21 protein-coding genes are annotated in these 19616 nt (G+C 71.9%); 5 read left to right on the top strand and 16 right to left on the bottom strand.

From position 1 onward, the window contains the following. Positions 1–166 precede the first annotated feature (166 nt). Complete coding sequence (locus ACFWGP_RS16500) at positions 167–2071, top strand: anthranilate synthase family protein (protein WP_376931388.1); 1905 nt, start codon at positions 167–169, stop codon at positions 2069–2071. Here ACFWGP_RS16500 and ACFWGP_RS16495 read toward each other — a convergent pair. The 6 genes from ACFWGP_RS16495 to ACFWGP_RS16470 form a co-directional block, all read right to left on the bottom strand. Next, positions 2034–2495, bottom strand: a complete 462-nt coding sequence (locus ACFWGP_RS16495) for a nitroreductase family deazaflavin-dependent oxidoreductase (RefSeq protein WP_275505669.1) — start codon at positions 2493–2495, stop codon at positions 2034–2036. The two genes, ACFWGP_RS16500 and ACFWGP_RS16495, sit on opposite strands and share 38 nt — an antisense overlap. A gap of 23 nt (positions 2496–2518) precedes the next feature. Next, the gene (locus ACFWGP_RS16490) at positions 2519–3121 is read right to left on the bottom strand and encodes a GNAT family N-acetyltransferase (protein ID WP_376931387.1); all 603 of its coding nucleotides are present in this window, start codon (positions 3119–3121) and stop codon (positions 2519–2521) included. A gap of 54 nt (positions 3122–3175) precedes the next feature. Next, entirely contained in the window at positions 3176–4036 is an 861-nt protein-coding gene (locus ACFWGP_RS16485; RefSeq protein ID WP_376931386.1) for an Fpg/Nei family DNA glycosylase, read from the bottom strand. 55 nt (positions 4037–4091) lie between these two features. Beyond that, the gene (locus ACFWGP_RS16480; protein WP_376931385.1) at positions 4092–4898 is read right to left on the bottom strand and encodes a GNAT family N-acetyltransferase; all 807 of its coding nucleotides are present in this window, start codon (positions 4896–4898) and stop codon (positions 4092–4094) included. Between the two features lie 78 nt (positions 4899–4976). Next, positions 4977–6182 carry an MFS transporter gene (locus ACFWGP_RS16475; RefSeq protein ID WP_376931384.1) on the bottom strand — a complete coding sequence of 402 codons (1206 nt, stop codon included), beginning with the start codon at positions 6180–6182 and terminating at the stop codon, positions 4977–4979. A gap of 25 nt (positions 6183–6207) precedes the next feature. Then, a complete protein-coding gene (locus ACFWGP_RS16470; RefSeq protein WP_376931383.1) occupies positions 6208–7419 on the bottom strand; it encodes an amidohydrolase family protein in 1212 nt (403 codons plus the stop codon). Between the two features lie 150 nt (positions 7420–7569). Between ACFWGP_RS16470 and ACFWGP_RS16465 the strand changes: the two genes are divergently transcribed. Next, the gene (locus tag ACFWGP_RS16465) at positions 7570–9039 is read left to right on the top strand and encodes a chlorohydrolase family protein (protein WP_376931382.1); all 1470 of its coding nucleotides are present in this window, start codon (positions 7570–7572) and stop codon (positions 9037–9039) included. Between the two features lie 338 nt (positions 9040–9377). Next, a complete protein-coding gene (locus ACFWGP_RS16460; RefSeq protein ID WP_231430465.1) occupies positions 9378–9593 on the top strand; it encodes a hypothetical protein in 216 nt (71 codons plus the stop codon). A 44-nt stretch (positions 9594–9637) separates the two neighbouring features. On the opposite strand, the gene ACFWGP_RS16455 is transcribed toward ACFWGP_RS16460, so the two are convergent. The 5 genes from ACFWGP_RS16455 to ACFWGP_RS16435 form a co-directional block, all read right to left on the bottom strand. Continuing rightward, positions 9638–10477: a DNA-formamidopyrimidine glycosylase family protein gene (locus ACFWGP_RS16455; protein WP_376931381.1), complete on the bottom strand. Its 840-nt coding sequence runs from the start codon at positions 10475–10477 to the stop codon at positions 9638–9640. A 57-nt stretch (positions 10478–10534) separates the two neighbouring features. Next, positions 10535–12112: a hypothetical protein gene (locus ACFWGP_RS16450; RefSeq protein ID WP_376931380.1), complete on the bottom strand. Its 1578-nt coding sequence runs from the start codon at positions 12110–12112 to the stop codon at positions 10535–10537. Between the two features lie 92 nt (positions 12113–12204). Then, positions 12205–12747, bottom strand: a complete 543-nt coding sequence (locus ACFWGP_RS16445) for an RNA polymerase sigma factor (protein WP_376931379.1) — start codon at positions 12745–12747, stop codon at positions 12205–12207. Between the two features lie 111 nt (positions 12748–12858). After that, on the bottom strand, positions 12859–14538 hold the full coding sequence (locus tag ACFWGP_RS16440) for an ABC-F family ATP-binding cassette domain-containing protein (protein WP_376931378.1): 1680 nt from the start codon (positions 14536–14538) through the stop codon (positions 12859–12861). 80 nt (positions 14539–14618) lie between these two features. Continuing rightward, a complete protein-coding gene (locus ACFWGP_RS16435) occupies positions 14619–14933 on the bottom strand; it encodes an NIPSNAP family protein (protein ID WP_275505659.1) in 315 nt (104 codons plus the stop codon). Between the two features lie 88 nt (positions 14934–15021). On the opposite strand from ACFWGP_RS16435, the gene ACFWGP_RS16430 reads away from it, so the two are divergent. After that, a complete protein-coding gene (locus ACFWGP_RS16430) occupies positions 15022–15597 on the top strand; it encodes a 1-acyl-sn-glycerol-3-phosphate acyltransferase (RefSeq protein WP_275505658.1) in 576 nt (191 codons plus the stop codon). Here the strand turns inward: ACFWGP_RS16430 and ACFWGP_RS16425 are convergent. The 3 genes from ACFWGP_RS16425 to ACFWGP_RS16415 form a co-directional block, all read right to left on the bottom strand. Beyond that, positions 15594–16136 (bottom strand): GNAT family N-acetyltransferase, encoded by a 543-nt coding sequence (locus ACFWGP_RS16425; protein WP_231430458.1) that lies wholly within the window; start codon positions 16134–16136, stop codon positions 15594–15596. The genes ACFWGP_RS16430 and ACFWGP_RS16425 overlap by 4 nt on opposite strands. Positions 16137–16225: 89 nt before the next feature. Continuing rightward, entirely contained in the window at positions 16226–16996 is a 771-nt protein-coding gene (locus ACFWGP_RS16420) for a TetR/AcrR family transcriptional regulator (protein WP_376931377.1), read from the bottom strand. Between the two features lie 73 nt (positions 16997–17069). Then, entirely contained in the window at positions 17070–17828 is a 759-nt protein-coding gene (locus ACFWGP_RS16415) for an SDR family NAD(P)-dependent oxidoreductase (protein ID WP_376931376.1), read from the bottom strand. 156 nt (positions 17829–17984) lie between these two features. Here ACFWGP_RS16415 and ACFWGP_RS16410 point away from each other — a divergent pair, with 156 nt between their 5' ends. Then, positions 17985–18329, top strand: coding sequence for a LysR family transcriptional regulator (locus tag ACFWGP_RS16410; RefSeq protein WP_376931375.1), 345 nt, complete (start codon positions 17985–17987; stop codon positions 18327–18329). A gap of 98 nt (positions 18330–18427) precedes the next feature. Here ACFWGP_RS16410 and ACFWGP_RS16405 read toward each other — a convergent pair whose 3' ends face one another. Together ACFWGP_RS16405 and ACFWGP_RS16400 are read right to left on the bottom strand one after the other, a co-directional pair. Then, the gene (locus ACFWGP_RS16405) at positions 18428–19045 is read right to left on the bottom strand and encodes a class I SAM-dependent methyltransferase (protein ID WP_376931374.1); all 618 of its coding nucleotides are present in this window, start codon (positions 19043–19045) and stop codon (positions 18428–18430) included. 1 nt (position 19046) lies between these two features. Continuing rightward, the gene (locus ACFWGP_RS16400) at positions 19047–19595 is read right to left on the bottom strand and encodes a GNAT family N-acetyltransferase (RefSeq protein ID WP_231430446.1); all 549 of its coding nucleotides are present in this window, start codon (positions 19593–19595) and stop codon (positions 19047–19049) included. Between the last annotated feature and the right edge of the window lie 21 nt (positions 19596–19616).

Genomic DNA, 19616 nt, shown 5'->3' with positions numbered 1-19616 from the left:
GGCGCACCCTCGCGTCATGCCGTATGGTGCTCGACATGACCGCGTCGAACCGCAACTGGTGGCCCGCCTCCTAGGCGGCCTGCGCGTTCCGACGACTCACGACCGCCCGAGGGCGGTCGTTCCGTTTCTGCGGAGGGTCCATCCGAGGGCCCGACCCGGAGACACCATGACGAAGCTCCTCACCGCCCTGCTCGCCGCGAGCACGCCGCCCGCGTTCGCCGTCATCCGCCGCGAACGCGAGGCGACGCTCGATGTGCTCGTCGGCGACGTGCTCGACGTCGAGCACCTCGCCGACATCCCGCTCGACGGCGCCGAGGTGCTCGCGCTCGTGCCGTTCCGGCAGGTGCGCGAGCGCGGTTTCGCCGCGCACGACGACGGCGCTCCGCTCCGATGCCTCGTCGTGCGCGAACGCGAGCAGGTCGCGGTCGACGCCGCGACCGGGCTGCTGCCGCGCCATCCGGTCGTCGTCGACGACCTCCGCGTCGACGTCGCCGACGACGAGTACGCCGCGATCGTTCGGCGCGTGATCGAGCGCGAGATCGGGCAGGGCGAAGGCGCGAACTTCGTGATCCGCCGCGAGTTCGCCGGCTCGACCGCCGAACGGCCCGCCATCGCCGTGCTGGGCTGGCTGCGCGCACTCCTCGAGCACGAGGCGGGCGCGTACTGGACGTTCGCGGTGCACACCCCCGGCCTCTCGGCGGTCGGCGCGACCCCCGAGCGCCATGTCTCGAGCGTCGGCGGCGTCGTCACCATGAACCCGATCTCCGGCACGTTCCGCCACCTCGACGGCCCGCCGTCGAACGACGCCCTCGAGGCCTTCCTCGCCGACGTCAAGGAGCGCGAGGAGCTCGTGATGGTCGTCGACGAGGAACTCAAGATGATGAGCGCCGTCTGCCCCGACGGAGGTCGCATCCGCGGGCCGTTCCTCAAGCGCATGTCCCGCCTCACGCACACCGAGTACGTGCTCGAGGGCCGGAGCACCCTCGACCCCCGCGAGGTGCTGCGCCGCACGATGTTCGCGCCGACCGTGACTGGCTCGCCGATGGGCAACGCCTGCACCGTGATCGCCCGCCACGAGACCACGCCGCGCGGCTACTACGCGGGCGTGCTCGCGCGGTTCACGCCGACGGCGTCGGGCTACGACCTCGACGCGCCGATCCTCATCCGCACCGCCTACCTCGACGGCGACGGCAGCGTGCGCGTGCCCGTCGGCGCGACGCTCGTCCGTCACTCCGACCCCGCCGGCGAGGTGGCCGAGACCCACGCGAAGGCGGCCGGGATGCTCACGGCGCTCGGTGCGATCCCGCGGCAGGACGACGCACGAGCCGGATCCGCCGTCGCCGGCACCACGGGCGACGCCTCGGCCTCCGACCCGGTCGCGCTCGCCGAGCGCAACGCGCACCTCGCGCCCTTCTGGATCGCGCCCCAACCCGCCGCTCCCCCGCGCGGCGTGTCGGCGCTCGTGGTCGACGCGGGCGACGACTTCACGACGATGCTCGCGCACCAGCTGCACCACCTCGGCGTCGCGTCCCGGATCGTGCCGTGGCACGAGGCCCCGCTCGACGCCGCCGAGGATCTCGTCGTGTTCGGCCCCGGCCCGGGCGACCCGCGCGACGCCGGCGACGCGCGCCTGTTCCGGCTGCACGAGCTCATCGCCGCACGGTTCGGCCAGCGGCGCCCGATGCTCGCCGTCTGCCTCAGCCACCAGGTGCTCGCCCGTCTCTCGGGTCTCGCCGTCGCACCGCTGGCCGCACCGCAACAGGGCCTGCAGCGCGAGGTCGCGCTCTTCGGCGAGACCGCGACGATCGGGTACTACAACACGTTCACGGCGTACGATGCGGGGCTCGACCGCACCCCGCGACACGGGCTCGAGATCGCCGCAGACCCGCACACCGGCGCCGTGCACGGCCTCAACGGCGCCGGCGTCGCATCGGTGCAGGGGCACCTCGAGTCGGTGCTCTCGATCGACGGTCTCGCCGTGCTCGAGCGCCTCGTCGACGGGGTGCTCGATGCCGGTGCGAGGCCGGGGGCGGTCAGCCGCGCGGATGTCGCGGCTCGAGGTGCAGCCTGACCATCGGGATCTCGGGGTCGGCTTCGCCGGTCGCATCGACGATCGAGCGCTGCAGCATCGCCCACGTCTTCGGGCGTTCACGCGCGTAGCGGTCGAGCAGGGCACGGCTCTCGACGGCGTCGAGCAGCTCGGCGCGCGCGGGGACCCGACGGCGCCAGCCCACACTGACGCCGCACCTGGGTTCGGCCTCGAGGTTCCGGTACCAGTGCGCGGTCGGCCCGAACCCCGAGGCGACGACGATGCGATCGCGCGACTCGTGCCGTGCCGCTTCGACGACGACGTACCGGCGTTCGCCGCTCACCCGTCCGCGATGCTCGAGCATGAGCAGCCGCCCGAAGAACAGGAAGCCGAACCCGGCCGTGAACATCGGGATCGGGAGTCGGACCGCCCACCGGGTCGTCAGGATCTTCGCGCCGAGATCCACCGCGCCCCTCTCGTTCGCCGCGCTCAGTTCGCCGCGGTCCGCTCGGCGACCCGCCGCTCGCGCCACTCGTCGGCGAGGATGGCGTAGGTGTACCCGTCGATCCACCCGAGCTCGGCGTGCCACGAGTCGCGCACGCCGTGCTGCTCGCGCCGCATGCCGAGCCGCTCCATGACCTTCCATGAGGCGATGTTGTCGGCGTAGCAGCCGGCGGTCACGCGGTGCACGCCGAGCTCGTCGACGGCGAGGTCGATGAGCGCGCGGGCGATCTCGGTCGCGAACCCGCGACCTGCGTGGTGCGGGGCCACCCCGTAGCCGATGCCCGCCTCGGCGCGCACGTACTCGGCCGGGTCTCCGTGGGTCTGCCCCATCGCATCGGTGATCCAGAGGGATCCGGTGCCGACGACCTCGCCGTCGAGCACCGCGATCGCCGAGTGGTCGAGCGGGTCGTCGATGCCGTCGAGCCAGGTCTTCGTGAACGCCTCGGGCTCGACCTCGGTGCGCAGCAGCCACCGGGTCACCTCGGGGCGGTTGCGCCACACGAGGACCTGCTCGAGGAGTTCGCGGGTCGGCAGCCGGAGCTCGAGCGGGCCGGCGGGGCGCGGCCAGGCCACGTCGGAAGTCGTCATCCCCCCTGCCTACCATCCGGCACCGACGGTGTGCCACCCGCGGCAGGCGGGGCGCTACTTCACGAGCCGCGACAGCACCCGGTCGGCCAGCGGCTTGCCGCCCGTCTGGCAGGTCGGACAGTACTGGAAGGTCGAGTCGGCGAAGATCACCTGCCGGATCGTGTCGCCGCACACCTCGCACGTCTCGCCGGTGCGGCCGTGCACGCGCATGGCGCGGCGCTTCGCGTCTTTCAGCTCCGCCGGAGGGCGACCGGATGCCACGGCCGCCGCCTCGGCGAGGGTGTCGCGCATCGCCCGGTAGAGCACCTCGGTCTGCTCGGGGGTGAGCTTCGCCGCGAGCAGGTAGGGCGAGAGCTTCGCGGCGTGCAGGATCTCGTCGGAGTAGGCGTTGCCGATGCCTGCGAACACCGACTGGTCGCGCAGCAGCCCCTTGATCTGCGTGCGCCGCCCGGCGAGGATGCCGGCGAAATCGTCGAGCGTGAAGTCGGCGGCGGTCGGGTCGGGGCCGAGCCGCTCGATGCCGGGGACGTCGGCGACGTCGCGCACGACGTAGACCGCGAGCGACTTCTTCGTGCCGGCCTCGGTCAGGTCGAATCCGGCCCCGTCTTCGAGGCGCACGCGCAGCGCGAGCGGCGACCTGCCCGGCTTCACCGGGGTCTTCGGCACCTCGTCGTACCAGCGCAGCCAGCCGGCACGCGCGAGATGGAACACGAGGTGCGCACCACCCGTCTCGACGTCGACGAACTTGCCGTGCCGATGCACGCCGTCGATGCGTTCGCCCTCGAGCGCGGAGAGCGGCGGGTCGAACGTCTTGAGCGCCGAGATCGCCGCGACCCGCAACGAGGCGAAGGCACGCCCGGTCAGCCGCTCGTCGAGGAAGGCGACGAGCGCCTGCACTTCGGGAAGCTCGGGCACAGAGGCATCCTGTCACCGACGGGCGACATCCGCACCCGGTGCATCGCGCGCTGCGTCAGGGCCGCCAGACGTACGGCGTCGTCGTCGAGACCTTCACGAGGCCCGACCGCTCGAGGATCGGGCGCGAGAACTCGGTCGAATCGCTGTGGAGGTATCGCTTGCCCATCGCCAGCGCGGAGCGCGCCCGCGCCGCGGTCAGTGCGCGGTAGATGCCGCGCCCGCGCCATTCCTCGCGCGTCGCGCCGCCCCAGATGCCGGCGAAGTCCGATCCCTCGACCGGCTGGAGCCGTCCGGCGCTGACGATGCGCCCGTCGGCCTCGGCGATCCAGAGTTCGGTGCCGTCGTCGCCGTCGAGCCGCCGCACCAGGTCGTCGGCGCGCTCGGCCGACACCGGGTCGCCGAACACCTCGTCCTGCATCGCGCTCATCGCCCGCACATCCCGTTCGTCGGCGGCGCGGCGCAGCACCACGCCCTCCGGCAGCGGCACGTCGGCCGTCAGCAGAGCGGCCTCGCCGACCATGATCGACTCCGGCTCCTCCGCGACGAACCCGTGCGCGACGAGGGCATCGAGGAGGCCGGGTGCGCGATCGTGCCCGCGGGTCTTCCACTCGACGGCCGTGATCGCCGGGTCGGCCGCGAAGTGCGCGAGGGTCGAGCCCACGAGCTCGCCCATCGAATCCTCGCGAACGCCCTCGAGGTCGCGGTAGCTCACGAAGCCGTACCCGCCGGGGAACATCGCGAGTCGAAGCGGCCCGCGCCGCTCGGCCGTGACGGCGTGCGCCGTCTCGGCGTCGGTGCGGAGCTGGTCGTCGTAGGCGTGCAGCAATGCGGCGGCGTCGGTCACCGCTCCATGATGGCCCATCCGCGCGGCTTCCGGCGCGAGGCATCCGATCGCCCCGGCCGGGGCCGTGCGGGAGGGCGCCGGCCGGGCCGATCGTGGTCAGCGACCGGCGCGCCCGGCGGGCGCGGCGGGCGCGGGCCGGGCGATCACGAGATCGACGGGTTCGCGGCGGATCACGAGGGCGACCGCGACCGCGAAGACGACGGCGATGACGGCCATGAATGCGAAGCTCCACTCCCAGCCGCCGGATGTCTCGTGCAGGACGCCGACGAGCAACGATCCCGCCCCGGCGATGGCGTAGCCGCCGCCCTGTGCGATCGCCGAGATCGCTCCAGCCGATGCGGCGTTCGCCGACATCCCGACGATGAGGCTGATGCCGAGCCCGAACGCCGCACTCTGCACGGCGCCGAGCAGGCCCACGACGAGCACGAACCCGTCGCTCGTGGCGAGGTGGAGCGCCCCGAGGCCGACCGCGACGGCGATGCCCAGGCCGGGGCCGAACCACGCCAGCACACGCGGCCTGCGGGCGAGCACGGGCGTCATGAGGGTCGGCACGAACCCGGCGATGCTGAACCATGCGAGGAGCGCACCGCGCACGGCGGGCGGCTCGCCCCGATCGGCGAGGAACTGCGGGAGCCACGCCGTGACCGCGAAGTAGAGCAGGGCCTGCAGCCCGAACACGGCCGTCACGAGCCCGATCGTGCAGCCGCCGCCGGGCGGCAGCCGGAGCCCGGGATGCTCGACCGCTCCGCCGCGGCCCGCGCCACGTCGCACCGCGAACGCCGTCGCCGCGGTCGCCGTGAGGGCGAGGAGGGCCCACATGCCGAGCGCGACGGGCGCGGAACCGGTCGCCGTGTACGCCGGCACGGCGAGCCCGGCCCCGAGCGCCGCGCCCACGCCGAACGACATACTGCTGAGACCGATCCAGAGACCCGATGCGCGGAGCTCCTTGAGGAACTGCGGCAGCAGCGTGCCCGCGGCCATGATGGCGACGCCAGCGACGAAGGTGCCGGGCAGCACGAGCACCGACGCGACGACCCGAGCCGCGAGCGTCGCGGCGAGCGCCGCCATCGACCAGGCGAGTGCGCGGGCGACGCCGACCCGCCTCGCGAGCCAGGGGCCGACGGGGGCGGTGAGTCCGAAGGCGATGACGGGCAGGGTCGCGAGCACGGTCGCGTCGGCCGAGGTCAGCCCGAGCGCGAGGCGGGTCTCGTCGAGCAGCGCCGCGACGCCGGTGATCGCGGGGCGCAGGTTCACCCCGATCAGGAGGGCGGCGACGAGGCCGGCGGTCGTGCCGGCAACCACCCGCCGCTTGCGCCCGGCCCGCCGCTCAGGCGCCGACGACACGGAGGCCATCGGCGACGACGCGGCCGTCGTGGATGACGGTGCGGTCGCGACCCCGGTCCATGACCGCGCTCGTGGGCGTCTCACCGTCGACGAGCACGAGGTCGGCGCGGTCGCCGACGGCGACGCCGGGGCGGTCGCCGACACCCGTGACGCGGGGCGAATCATGCGACATGATGCTCGCGCCGCCCATGGTCGCCACGGCGAGCGCGAGCTCGATGTGGTCGTCGCGGCGGAACCCGTTGACGAACGCGAGCTGCCAGGTGCGGTCGAGCATGTCGCAGTTGCCGTACGGGCTCCAGTAGTCGCGCTGGCCGTCTTCGCCGAGGCCGACGCGCACGCCCGCCGCCGCGAGGTCGACGAGCCGCAGGTGGCCCGTCGTCGACGGCGCGACGGTGGCCATCGCGATGTCGAGATCGGCGAACTCGTCGATGAGGCGGCGGCTGACCGCCTCGGACACCGAGCCGAGATCGTACGCGTGCGACATCGTGACCCTGCCCTGCATGCCGAGCGCGCGCGTGCGCTCGAGCACGAGCTCGGTGCTGAACACGCCGAGCTCACCCGGCTCGTGCAGGTGGATGTCGATCTCGACCTGGTACTTCTCGGCGAGGCCGAACACGATGTCGAGGTGCTTCGCCGGGTCGCGGTCGAGCTGGCTCGGGTCGATGCCGCCCATGACGTCGGCGCCCTGCTTGAGCGACTCCTCGAGGAGCTCGACGGTGCCCGCCTCGCGCAGGATGCCGGCCTGCGGAAAGGTCATGACCTGCACGTCGGCGTGCGCGGCGAACTTCTCCTTCGCGGCGACGACCGCGTCGAACTTCTCGAGCCTGCAGTCGACGTCGACCTGCGCGTACGACCGCACCCGGGTCGTGCCGTTCGCGATCATCTGCTCGAGAGTGCCGGCGACGATCTCGTCGTGGGGCACGTCGGTGCTGCGCCAGTTCTCCCGGTCGTTCATTATCATGCCCCAGACACCGGGCCGACCCGTGTGCGGGCGGAACGGCAGGCCGATGCGGCTCGAGTCGAGGTGCACGTGCACGTCGCTGAACGCGGGCAGCGCGAGGCGGCCCCGACCGTCGACCGTGTCCGCCTCGGTGGCCGCGGCGGCGTCGTGGGGCCGGATCCCGCTGATGCGCGAGCCGTGGATGACGAGGTCGACGGGGTCGCCGCCCCAGGGGCGGACGTCACGGATGAGCATGCTGGAGTTCCTTTCGTGGCGACACCAAGGCTTTTCGTATACCAAAAGAACTTCACACTTTCCAGCATCGGACGCGATTTCGCAGGAGTGTGACCCCAGGATTGACCATGGTGATATCTTTTGTATACCAAATATTTCGAGAGGATACCCGTGCGCACGCTGATCACCGCCGATCACCTGCTCGCCTTCGACGGCACGAGCCACACCGAGATCAGAGACGGTGCCGTCGTGACCGAGGGCGATCGCATCGTGTACGCCGGTCCCGCCGTCGGCGCGCGCGACCTGGAGGTCGACGAGCGCATCGACCTCGGCGAGAGCCTCGTCATGCCGGGGCTCATCGATCTGGATGCGCTCACCGACATCGACCACCTCATCCTCGACTCGTGGTCGAGCGGCGAGGACGGCCCCCGCCTGCAGTGGTCGACCGAGTACTTCGACCGGCGAGCGCACGTGTTCACCGAGGCCGAGCGCCGTCGCATCCGCGAGATCGCGCTCGTGCAGCTCGCGCTGCACGGCATCACGAGCTACATGCCCATCGCCTCCGAGGTGCACTCCGCATGGGCGGAGTCGGCCGACGACCTCTTCGCGATGGCCGAGTTCTCGAGCCGGATCGGGTTGCGCGGGTTCCTCGGACCGTCGTATCGATCGGGCGTGCCCGTCGTCGACGAGACCGGTGCCCGCGACATCCGATTCATCGAGGAGGAGGGTCGCGCGGGCCTCGCCGACGCGATCCGATTCGTGGATGGCATCCGCGAGCTCGACGACCCGCTGCTGACCGGCGTCTTCCTGCCCTGTCGCATCGAGACCCTCTCCGCCGAGCTCATGGAGGCGACGGCCGCCGCCGCCGAGGCGCGCGACGCACTCGTGCGCATCCACGCCCTGCAGGGCGAGTTCGAGCGCGAGTACGTGATCGCCCGGTACGGGCGCACGCCGCTCGACCACCTGGAGGAGCACGGCCTGCTGCACGATCGCGTGATCGTGCCCCACGCCGTCGTCATCGACGTGCACCCCCTCGTGCACGGCGAAGACCGCGGCGACCTCGGCCGCCTCGCCGAGGCCGGCGTCTCGATCGTGCACTGCGCACTCACGAACGCCCGGTACGGGGCCGAGCTCTGGGACTTCGCGCGCTACCGCGACGCGGGCGTCAACTTCGCGCTCGGCACCGACTCGTTCCCGCCCGACCTCATCCGCGGGATCGACACGGGCGTCTCCGCCGCGAAGGTGCAGCACGGCGACCTCGCGAAGGGCGACATCGCCGCCTACGTCGACGCAGCCACCCTCGGCGGCGCGCGGGCGCTGCACCGGCCCGACCTCGGACGGATCGAGGCGGGTGCGACCGCAGACCTCACCGCGTTCCGCCTCGACGATGTGCGGATGGGGCCGACCGAAGACCCGATCCGCACGCTCGTGCTCAACGGCACCGCGCGCGACGCGTGCCTGACGATGGTCGCCGGCCGCGTCGTCATGCGCGACGGCCGGGTGCCCGGTGTGGACCTCGACGCGGTGCGCGCCGACACGAAACGGCTGTTCGCGAAGCTGCGCGCGGGCTACAGCGAGCGCGACGCCCGGCACGGCACGCCCGACGAGCTCTTCCCGCCCGTCTTCCCGGTTGCGGGCTGAGCGGGCACCATCAACCAGCACTGGGAGGAGGCGCTCGCCCATCGCGTCCATCGCGCTCTCCTGCACGCGATCATCGCCGGCGATCCGCGACGACGAGCAGGCGCACGAGCACGAACGGCTCTGAGAGGCCCTCCTCGCGGGCAATGCCGAGCTCGCCGGCTCGCTCGCCTACGCCCATATCGAGCTCGGGCGCGCACCGATCCTTGCCCAGTCGGCCGACGTGCTCGCCGCTCGACCGAGAACGACGGAACACCCCGTGCCCGGCCCGAGGCCTCCCGTACGCCGAACGCGGAACGGTCCCGGGATGCGATGTCGGTGGGTGCTGAGATCATCTCAACATGGAGGTCACGGAACTGCGGCAGACTCGCGAACTTCGTGTCGGCGACACGCTCGTGAGCTCCACCGGCCGCGCCTACGAGGTGACGAAGCTCACCCGGGTGGGCCGAGGCATCCGCGTGCAGTACCTGACGCCCGAGGGGCAGCCCGGCCGGTTCACCGCCGCGCCCGATGCGACGAGCCGCGTCCGCATCGCCCACGCCCCGTTCGCAGCCTGAGCCGCCCGCCCGACGCTTCGACGCCGCAACGAGAGGGTGCCCGCTCAGCGCAGCGGCAGTACCTCGCCGCCGGTCTGGCACGTCGGGCAGTACTGCGCCGTCGTGCTCGCGAACGTGAAGTCGCGCACCGTGTCGCCGCAGACCGGGCACGCTTCGCCCGCCCGGCCGTGCACGCGCATGGCGGCGACCTTCTCCGCTTTGAGGCGGTCGATCGGCACACCCCGCCGATCATCGATCGCCCGGTTGACGACTCCGACCGTGCTCGCGAACAGCCCGTCGAGCGCCGTCTCGTCGAGCGCCGCCGCGTGCTTGACGGGCGAGAGCTTCGCGGCGTGCAGGATCTCGTCGGAGTATGCGTTGCCGATGCCCGCGATCGACTCCTGCTCTTGCAGCACGGCCTTCACCTGCTTGCGTCGCCCCTCGACGGCGGCGTCGAAGTCGGCCCGGGTGAACTCGGGATCGGCCGGATCGGGCCCGAGCTTCGCCACCGCCGGCACCGCAATGGGGTCGTCGACGACCCAGAGCCCGAGCGAGACCCACTCGCCGGCATCGGTGAACTCGACAGCGGTGCCGTCGTCGAACTCGACGATCGCGAGTGCGGGCGGCCGGCCGTCGCCGGAGGCATCCACCTCGTCGTCGGATCCGTAGCGCGCCCAGCCGTGCCGCCCGAGCGAGACCACGAGGTGGCCCGTTCCGAGCACGAGGTCGAGCAGCTTGCCGTGACGCGACACCCCCTCGACGCGTTCGCCGACGAGCGATGTCGGCGGCGCCGTGCGCGTCTTCACCGTGCGGAACTCGACGACGTCGACCGCCGTGATCTCGTGACCGCGAAGTCGCTCGTCGAGCTTGTCGGCGAGCGCCTGCACCTCTGGTGACTCGGGCATGCGTCCAGCCTCGCACGACGACGGGCGGCCCGGAAGGGGCCGCCCGTCATCGTGCACTCACGACTCGGCCGAGAAGTCGAGCTCGGAGTCGGCGACCGCGATCATCGACCAGGTGCCGCCGTCCGCGTCCGTGAACTCGTACGCCGGCACGACGAGCACGCTGCCGTCGGGCTGCCATTGGCTCGCGAGTCCGAGTCGGGCGTCGACGATCTCGACCTCGTTCACCGGCCACGAGATGTGCGCGCCGTCGGCGGGGGTCGCGGGCGGCTCGGTCGGCGGCGTGTAGACGTCGGGGGTCGCCACGGAGTCGCCCTCCGCGACGGCGTAGGGCATCGCGGTCATCTGCGCGCCGAACCGGGGGTCGGAGAGGCGCTCGAACGCCTCCTGCTCGCTCACGATCTCGTAGTCGCCGAGACGCACGACAGGGGCGAGGAAGCCGCTCGCGCTGTACGTGCCCTGCGGCGTCAGTTCGATCGACCATGCCTGGTCGAGGCGCTGGCCGTCGACCACGGGCCAGGCCTGCGCCGACCGGGTGAACGCGCCCTCGTAGTTGTTGTCCGTCGTGTACTCGAACGCGCCGGGGTCTCCGCCGGCTGCGGCGATGAGCGACCGCAGCGCATCGGCCGCTGCGGCGTCGCTCGGCAGGTCGGGCACGGCGGGCTCGCACGGCTCGACCGGCGCAGCCGGCTCGGTCGCGCCCTCGAGGAGCTTGTTGCACTCGGCCCACGGGTCGAGCGCGGGGTTCATGAACCAGAAGCTCAGGGTGCCGTCGAGCCCGACCGACACCGAGGGACCGGTGCCGTCCTGCGGACCGGCGATCCATGCCCCGTCCTTGAGCTCGGGCGCGCCCTCGACGCCGAGCGCCGCGGCGAGCGCGGAGACCGTCTCTGCGTTCGATGCGGAGCGCGGGTCGTAGCCGTAGCCGGCCGCGGTGCCCGACTCGGTCGAGAGGCCCGATGCGCTGAAGACGTTGCGGCCGTACCCGTACCCGTACGGGTACGCCATGTCGGCCGACATCTTGCCGGAGGCGTCGAATGCGCCGCCGACGGCCGGCGCCTGCTCGGTCACCGGCCGGTCGGCGGCACCGCTCGATTCACTGCCGCTATCACCGGCGCCGGGCAGGGAGATGGGCGGGGCAGCGGAACCTGCGAGCGTCGAGGCGCCGTTGAGTCCCGCACCTGCGGCGTAGCCGGCCCCTCCGACGATCGCGAGCGAGGCCGCGACGGCTGCGATCGCGATCCACCGCGGCCTGCGGCGCGCGCGCTCGGCTCGGAGGTCGGCGACGGGGGTGGTTCCGCCGCGGTCGGGCGTCGCACCTCCGGCTTCCGCGTCCACCGCGGCCGACGGCACCGCGGTGTCCGCCAGCACGCCGGCGACGATGTCGTCGGCGAACCCGTCGCGCGGTTCGACGCCTGCGGCCGGGTCGGCTGCGCGCAGCAGCGCCACCGGGTCGGATGCCTCGTCGGCGGGCAGCTCGCGCTCGAACTCGTCGTCGGACCCGCGCTCGCCGTCGCGCTCGCGCTCGCCGTCGGACGCGAGCTCGCCTTCGCGCTCGAACTCGTCGTCGGACCCGAACTCGTCTTCGGGCTCGCGCTCGCCGGGCCCGTTCGGGTCGCGTTCGCGGTCGTCGTTCATGTCGATCAGCCTCCGTGGTGGGTACACATCGCATATGTCTCGGACCCGTCGGACCTTGCACGGCGCGCCCCCGGCACGCGAGCGCGGCAGGATCAGAAGGTCAGACGCTCGCCCCACGCCTCGCGAAGGCGTTTGCGGGCACGTGAGAGTGCGGCGTCCGCGCCCGATCGCGAGATGCCGAGCACCTCGGCGAGCTGTTCGCCATCGAGCCCCTCCCACGCGTGCAGCAGCAGGATGCGGCGATCGCGCTCGCCGACGCTCGCGAGGGCGCCGCGCAGCTCGGCGTCGAAGAGCGCACTGAGCTCGGGATCGTCGGCGACGCGAGGTCGTCCGGCCTCCGGCACCTCCTCGACGGGGAGGTCGACGTGCTTGCGCCGGTGGTTCGCGAGGGTGAACCCGGCCGTGCGGTAGAGCCAGGGAAGCTCAGCGCCCTGCGGAACGTCGTCGCGCCGCCGCCAGGCCGTGGCGAACACCTCGGCGGCGAGATCCTCCGCGTCCTGACGGGGCCCGCGCCGGGCGAAGTAGCGCACGAGTGCGGTCGAGTGCGCGCGCACGAGACCCGTGAACCAGGCGACGTCGTCGCGCACCGCGGCCTCGACGTCGGGCGTGACAGGCGGGTCGGCGCTCGCTGGCATCGCGACTCCCTCGGTCGTCTCGACGGCGACGGCGGCATCGGCATTCCTCACACCATGCTTGTGTCACCCGTGCCGAGAGTCTTGCACGCGGCCGCGAAGATCGCCGATCCCTCAGGCCTCGGCGACCCGCCCACCCTCGACGCGCCAGCGCCGGTCGAGCTGCACGTGTTCGAGCATCCGCCGATCGTGCGTGACGAGCAGCAGCGTGCCCTCGTAGCCCTCGAGCGCCTGTTCGAGCTGTTCGATCGCGGGAAGGTCGAGGTGGTTCGTGGGCTCGTCGAGCACGAGCACGTTGACGCCGCGCGCCTGCAGCAGTGCCATGCCCGCGCGTGTCCGCTCGCCGGGCGAGAGGTCGTCGACCGGCCGCAGCACGTGGTCGGCCTTCAGCCCGAACTTCGCGAGCAGGGTGCGCACCTCGCCCGAGCTGAGTTCGGGCACGAGCAGCTCGAACGCGTCGGCGAGCGGCGTGCGACCGGCGAGCTGCGACCGGGCCTGGTCGATCTCGCCGATCGCGACCGAGGATCCGAGGCTCGCACGCCCGGCGTCGGGCGCGATGCGACCGAGGAGGAGGCCGAGGAGCGTCGACTTGCCTGCCCCGTTCGGACCGGTGATGCCGATGCGGTCGCCGGCCTGCACCTGCAGCGAGACCGGTCCGAGCGTGAAGTCGCCCCGCGTGACCGATGCCGCATCGAGGGTCGCGACGACGGACGACGACCTCGGCGCCTGCCCGATCGTGAACTCGAGCTTCCACTCCTTCCGCGGCTCCTCGACCTCGTCGAGGCGGGCGATGCGGCTCTCCATCTGGCGCACCTTCTGCGCCTGCTTCTCGCTCGACTCGGTGGCCGCCTTGCGGCGGATCTTGTCGTTGTCGGGCGACTTCTTCATGGCGTTGCGCACGCCCTGGCTCGACCATTCGCGCTGCACCCGTGCCCGGGAGACGAGGTCGGCCTTCTTCGCGGCGAACTCCTCGTAGTCCTCGCGCGCGTGCCGGCGCACGGTCTCGCGCTCCTCGAGGTACGCGTCGTAGCCGCCGCCGTAGAGGCGGTTGGAGTGCTGCGCGAGGTCGAGCTCGAGCACCTTCGTCACGGTGCGCGCGAGGAACTCGCGGTCGTGGCTGACGAGGACGACCCCGCCGCGGAGGCCCGCGACGAACGCCTCGAGCCGGGCCAGGCCGTCGAGGTCGAGGTCGTTGGTGGGCTCGTCGAGCAGCACGAGGTCGAACCGCGAGCAGATGAGCGCGGCGAGGCCGACCCGGGCCGCCTGCCCGCCCGAGAGGCCGGTCATGAGCGAGTCGGCCGTGACGGCGTGGGCATCGACCGCCCCGTCGCCGACCGCGAGCCCGAGCTCCGCGAGCACCGCGGGCAGGCGCTCGTCGAGGTCGGCCGCCCCCGAGGCGAGCCAGCGCTCGAGCGCGACCGAGTACTCCTCCCCCGGGTCGACCCCGACGGGCGGTTCGGCGAGCGCGAGCTGTTCGGCCGCGGCATCCAGGCGGGCGGATGCCTCGGCGCACCCCGTGCGCCGGGCGACGTACTGGGCGATCGTCTCGCCCTCGACCCGCTCGTGCTCCTGCGGCAGCCAGCCGACGAAGGCGTCGGCGGGAGCCAGCGACACCGTGCCGGCGAGCGGCGCGATCGCGCCGCCGAGGATGCCGAGGAGCGTCGACTTGCCCGCGCCGTTGGCGCCGACGACGCCGACCACGTCACCCGGTGCGACCGTGAGGTCGAGGTCGTCGAACAGCGTCCGGTGGGCATATCCGCCCGCGAGGCCCTGGGCCACGAGAGTTGCAGTCACCGGACAACCCTAGTCAGGACTGAGCGCCGTGCCGTGCGCGCTCGGGCGTCGCGGTCGCACTCGCGCGGGCGGGCCATGCCTCATTCGAAGACGGGCGCCAGGAACCGTCGCTCGTAGCGGCGGATGCACTTCGTCTCGACGGCGAAGCGGTACGCCTCGACGCACTCGGGGTCGGTTTCGGCGGCGCGGCGATACTGCTCGTACGCGGCGAGCGACGGGAACGTGAACAATGCGAACGCCTCGTCGCTGTCACCCTCGCTCGGCAGGAAGTAGCCGTGGTGGGTGCCGCCGAGGCGATCGACGAGTCGGATCCATCGCTGCCCGTACTCGCGGAACTCCGCGAGCTTGTCGGCGTCGATCTCGTAGCGCAGGTGCACGGTGACGGGTTTGCTCATCTGCGACATCCTGCCGCAGTTCGGCCGGGTCGAATACCGGGGCGTACGCATACCGACACAGACATATGCGGTCGCATACGTTTGCGGGATGCTGCGTCGTCTCGTCTCCCGCGTCTACTGGGCCCTGAGCCGGTGGACACTCGGGGGCGAGCCCGCGCCCTCCCGACCCACCGTGCTGATCGGCGCTCCGCACACCTCGAACTGGGACTTCGTGCTCATGCTCGGCATCGCGTGGCGGCTCGGCATCGACGTGCGCTGGCTCGGCAAGAAGAGCCTGTTCGCGGGCTGGCGGGGTCCGATCATGCGCGGGCTCGGCGGGATCCCCGTCGATCGCGCCGATCCGAGCCGGGTCGTCGACGAGGTCGTCGCACGCATCCGCGCTGGCGAGGTGTTCGGCCTCGTGGTGACGCCCGACGGCACCCGCGGTGCGCACGAGTACTGGAAGTCGGGCTTCTACCGCATCGCGCGCGAGGCCGGCATGCCCGTGACCCTCGGCTACGTCGACCGCACGACGATGACGACCGGCCTCGGTCCGACGTTCGCGCTGACCGGCGACGTCGCCGCGGACATGGATCGCATCCGGGCGTTCTACGCCGACAAGGCGGGCGTGCACCCCGACCAGCGCGTCGAGCCGCGACTGCGCGAGGAGGCGGGGCGCGGCTAGTCCTGCTGGCGCTGGCGCCACTCGTCGGCGAGCAGTCCGAGCAGCACCTCGTCGAGGTGTTCGCCGACCACCCAGGCCGACGAGCGCAGCACCCCCTCGCGCACGAAGCCGTTGCGCTCGGCGGCACGCAGCATCGCATGATTGTCGGCGAGCGTCTCGATCTGCAGCCGGTGCATGCCGCGGAACGCGAAGCCGTAGCGGCAGAGCGTCGCGACCACGTCGGTGCCGTACCCCTTCCCCCGCGTCGACGGCAGCAGGCCGAGCCCGATGTGCGCCGAGCGGTTGTGGGTGTCGATGCCCCAGAAGGTCGCCGCCCCGATGAGGCTCTCGCCCTCGAGCTCGACGATCGAGAACTGCACGAGCCCCTCGGCGGCGTCGTCCACGACGAGCCTGCGGTCCTTCGTGCCCGGCGTCAGCGGGCGCCACGGCCCGCCGTCTGCGCGAGCGGAGTTGACCGGGTCGTCGAACAGTTCGGCCAGCAGAATCGGGATGTCGTCGTCGTGACGGGCCCTGAGCCCGATCTTGCCGCCTCGTAGCATGGTCTCTTTCCTATCGGGTCGGGGCTGTCGACGGCAAACCGCCGACCCCGCCCTGCGACTCGGACCGGCCGGTGCTCTCCGGCCAACCGCTATCGGGCGGTCGGCCGCGGACCGTTCGCCGAGCGAACGATGCTGTGTTCGACACCGTCGAGGAGCCGAGCCAGGCCGAATTCAGCGCTGTCGAAGGACGTGTCGACGAGAGCACCGCTGGTGAGCGCCGCATGCAACGCCGGGAATCGTCGGGCAGTGACGAGCTGTGCCAGCAGCCGAGCCTCCGCCTCGACCACCTGCAGGGGTTCCTCGCCCGTCGCCCCGGCTCGCTGCTGGTATCCCCGCTCGATTGCGGCGTGGAACCGGGCGTGGCCCGTCACCTCGAGCACGACGGCGATGCGCTCCTGCTCGGTCAACCCGGTTCCGTCGAGCGCCGCCAACCCCGCGTCGAACCAGGCGAGGTTGTTCGGCGTGCTCGTGATGCCCCGGATCGGGATGTCCAGCATCCACGGGTGGCGCCGGTAGACCTCGGCCGATGCCGAAGCGTGCGCCTCGAGCTTGGCGCGCCACCCCTCCGCGCGGGCCACCGCGGCCGGTGGCGCGCCGGTGGCCCGCTCCTGGAGGAGGAGGACGAGCGTGTCCTTCGATCCGACGTATCGATAGAGCGACATCGCGGTGAGGCTGAGCGAGGCGGCGACGGCCGGCATGGTCACCGCATCGATGCCGTCGGCGTCCGCGATGGCGAGCGCCGCGTCGAGTACCTGGTCGAGGCTGTACTCGCGCCTCGGCCCGCGCTGGGCGGTCGGTGCTCTGCCCCAAGCGAGCGCGAGCTCGGCGGGAAGTGCGGGCAGCGCCGAGTCATCCGCCACGGCACCCTCCTCAAAGCTCAGCTCCAGCATAGGCCGAGGCCGATCACGGACCCGCCCCGATGGCGGGAGCAGATCAGGCTGCGGACCAGCCGCCGTCGGATGCGAGGACGACACCGTTGATGTTCGCAGCCGCGTCGCTCGCGAGCCACGCAACAGTGCTCGCGATCTGCTCGGCGCTCGCCGGGGGCGACATCGTCGCCTGCATGATCGGGCCGACGCGACCGGGGCCGTACTCCGACTTCACGGACATATCGAGCCCCGTGACCACCGCGCCCGGCGCGACCGCATTCGTGCGGATTCCCTGCGGCCCGTACATCACTGCGCAGCTCTTCGTCAGACCGACGACCGCATGCTTCGACGCCGTATACGCGGCACCGCCGACAGAGCCGCGAAGCGCGGCTTCGGAGGCGATGTTCACGATCGCACCCGACGACCGGCTCCGCATCAGTGGAATCACCGCGCGGGTCGTGCGAAGCACTGCGGTCACGTTGATGTCGAAGATGCGCTGCCACGTGGCGTCGTCGACCTCGTCGGCGGGTACGACGCCGTCCATGACGCCGGCGATGTTGGCGAGCACGTCGACCCGGCCGTCGGCTGCTCCGAGGAGCTCGCCCACGGTCGCCTCCTGCGTGAGATCGCCGGTGACGACGCGGAGATCGAAGTCGCCGAGATCGGCGATCAGGTCGTGCAATCGGTCCTCGGCGACGTCGTTTGCGACGACTGTCGCGCCCGCACGCGCGAGGATCTGAGCCGTCGCCCATCCGATGCCGGACCCGGCCCCGGTCACGATGGCGGTTCGCCCGGTGAATCGAGCGGTGTTGTGGTCGGTCATTTCGTCCTCGCTGTCGATGAAAAACTAGTACTTACATAAACTGTATATGTCAGCACGGGTTATTGTCGACCGACTGTCGCTCGGGCGAGGCATGTTCAGGACCATCGCATAACCTGAAGTCGGCCGCGGAACGCTCGGCTCGACGGAAGGCTTCGCGTGAACATCACCCAGCTTCGACGGTTCGTCGCCGTGGCCGAGGAGCTGCACTTCCCACGTGCCGCCGACTCGCTCGGCATCCCCCTCGCTTCCCTCCACTCGTCGATCGAGAAGCTCGAGACCGAGCTCGGGCGCCCGCTGTTCACCCGGCAGAAGCCGACCCGCCTGACGGAGTTCGGGGCGGCCTTCCTGCCCGAGGCCCTGGCCGAGATCGCTGCGGCGCCGCAGCCCGCCGCGGGGCCCCCGGTCAAGGCCGGCGGCAAGGCGAAGGCGTCGAAGGGCAGGGGCCGCGCCCCGATCGTGAAGGGTCAGCCCAAGCCCTACAAGAAGCGCCAAGGGCGCTGACCGGTCGACCGCGCATCGGATGACAGACCGGCCGACACGCCGGGCAGGGGCGGCGGCACGCCGTGCTCAGCCCGGACGCTGCTCCGTTCGCCGCCGTCTCACCGACGTCGGGCGAGAATCGCACCGTACGGACGACGGCCGGGGTCGGTTCGCGTGTGCACCGCGACCACCTCGAAACCCGCGACCTCGAGCGCGGACCGCATCTCGGGCACGGGCCAGAAGTACGCGGTGACCACGGCGTGATCGAACGGCTCCAGTCGAGGGCCCTCGAAGAAGCCGATGAGCAGCTCGCCGCGCGGGCGGAGAACGCGCGCGAACTCGCCGAGGATCGCGGGCACCTGCTCGGGTTCGGTGTGGATGACCGAGTACCAGGCGAGCACGCCACCGAGCGCGCCGTCGTCGGCGGGAAGCGATTCGATCCTGCCGAGCCGGAACGTCACGTCGGGGAATCGCTCGGTTGCGCCCTCGATGAACTCGGGCACCATGTCGACGCCCTCGACCGCGACGCCGTGGTCGGCGATGAACCTCGTCCAGTGTCCCGGTCCGCAGCCCGCGTCGATCGCCGGGCCCTCGATCATCGTCGCCCAGTGAGCGATCAGGTCGCGGTCGGGGGCGGCCATGGCGTCGACCGACCCGAGCAGTTCGGTGTACTCGGCGGCACGCGAACGATAGCGCTCGCGCACCTCGGCCGTCGCCGTCGCTGGATCGCCGCGCATCTCAGCCCTCCCAGTCGCGCCTCAGCAGTCCGTAGACCCAGGTGTCGGACACATCGCCGTTGACGATGCAGTCCTCTCGCAGCGTTCCCTCGCGCACGAAGCCGAGCTTCTCGAGCACTCGGGCCGACGCCGCGTTGCGCGTGTCGGTCTCGGACTGCACGCGATTGAGATCGAGCGCGTCGAAGGCCCACTCGAGCATCGCGCGCGCCGACTCCGTCGCGTAGCCGTGGCCCCAGGCGGCCTTGGTGAAGCAGTACCCCAGGGAGGCGCTTCGAAAGTCGGGGTTCCAGCCGTTGAACGTGCACCAACCGACGAACGCCTGGTCGGCGACGCGTTCGATCGCCACGCGCGCACCGCTGCCCTCTTCCGCCATGCGTCGGCATCCGTCCATGAAGCGGGCGATCGAGGCCCGGTCGACCCACGGCGGGGAGTCCCAATAGCGCAGCACCTCCGCGTCGCTCAGCAGCTCGAAGAGCTCGTCGCCGTCGGCCTCCGTGAACGGACGGAGTCGCAGGCGCTCGGTGTGCAACGTCGGAGTCGGCAGTGTCATGGAGCCATCCTCGCAGGCACC

The sequence above is a fragment of the Agromyces sp. NPDC127015 genome (genome assembly GCF_042725165.1).
Taxonomy (GTDB): domain Bacteria; phylum Actinomycetota; class Actinomycetes; order Actinomycetales; family Microbacteriaceae; genus Agromyces; species Agromyces chromiiresistens.
Note: the sequence above shows the minus strand (reverse complement) of the source record. Positions and strands in the feature narration are given on the sequence as shown.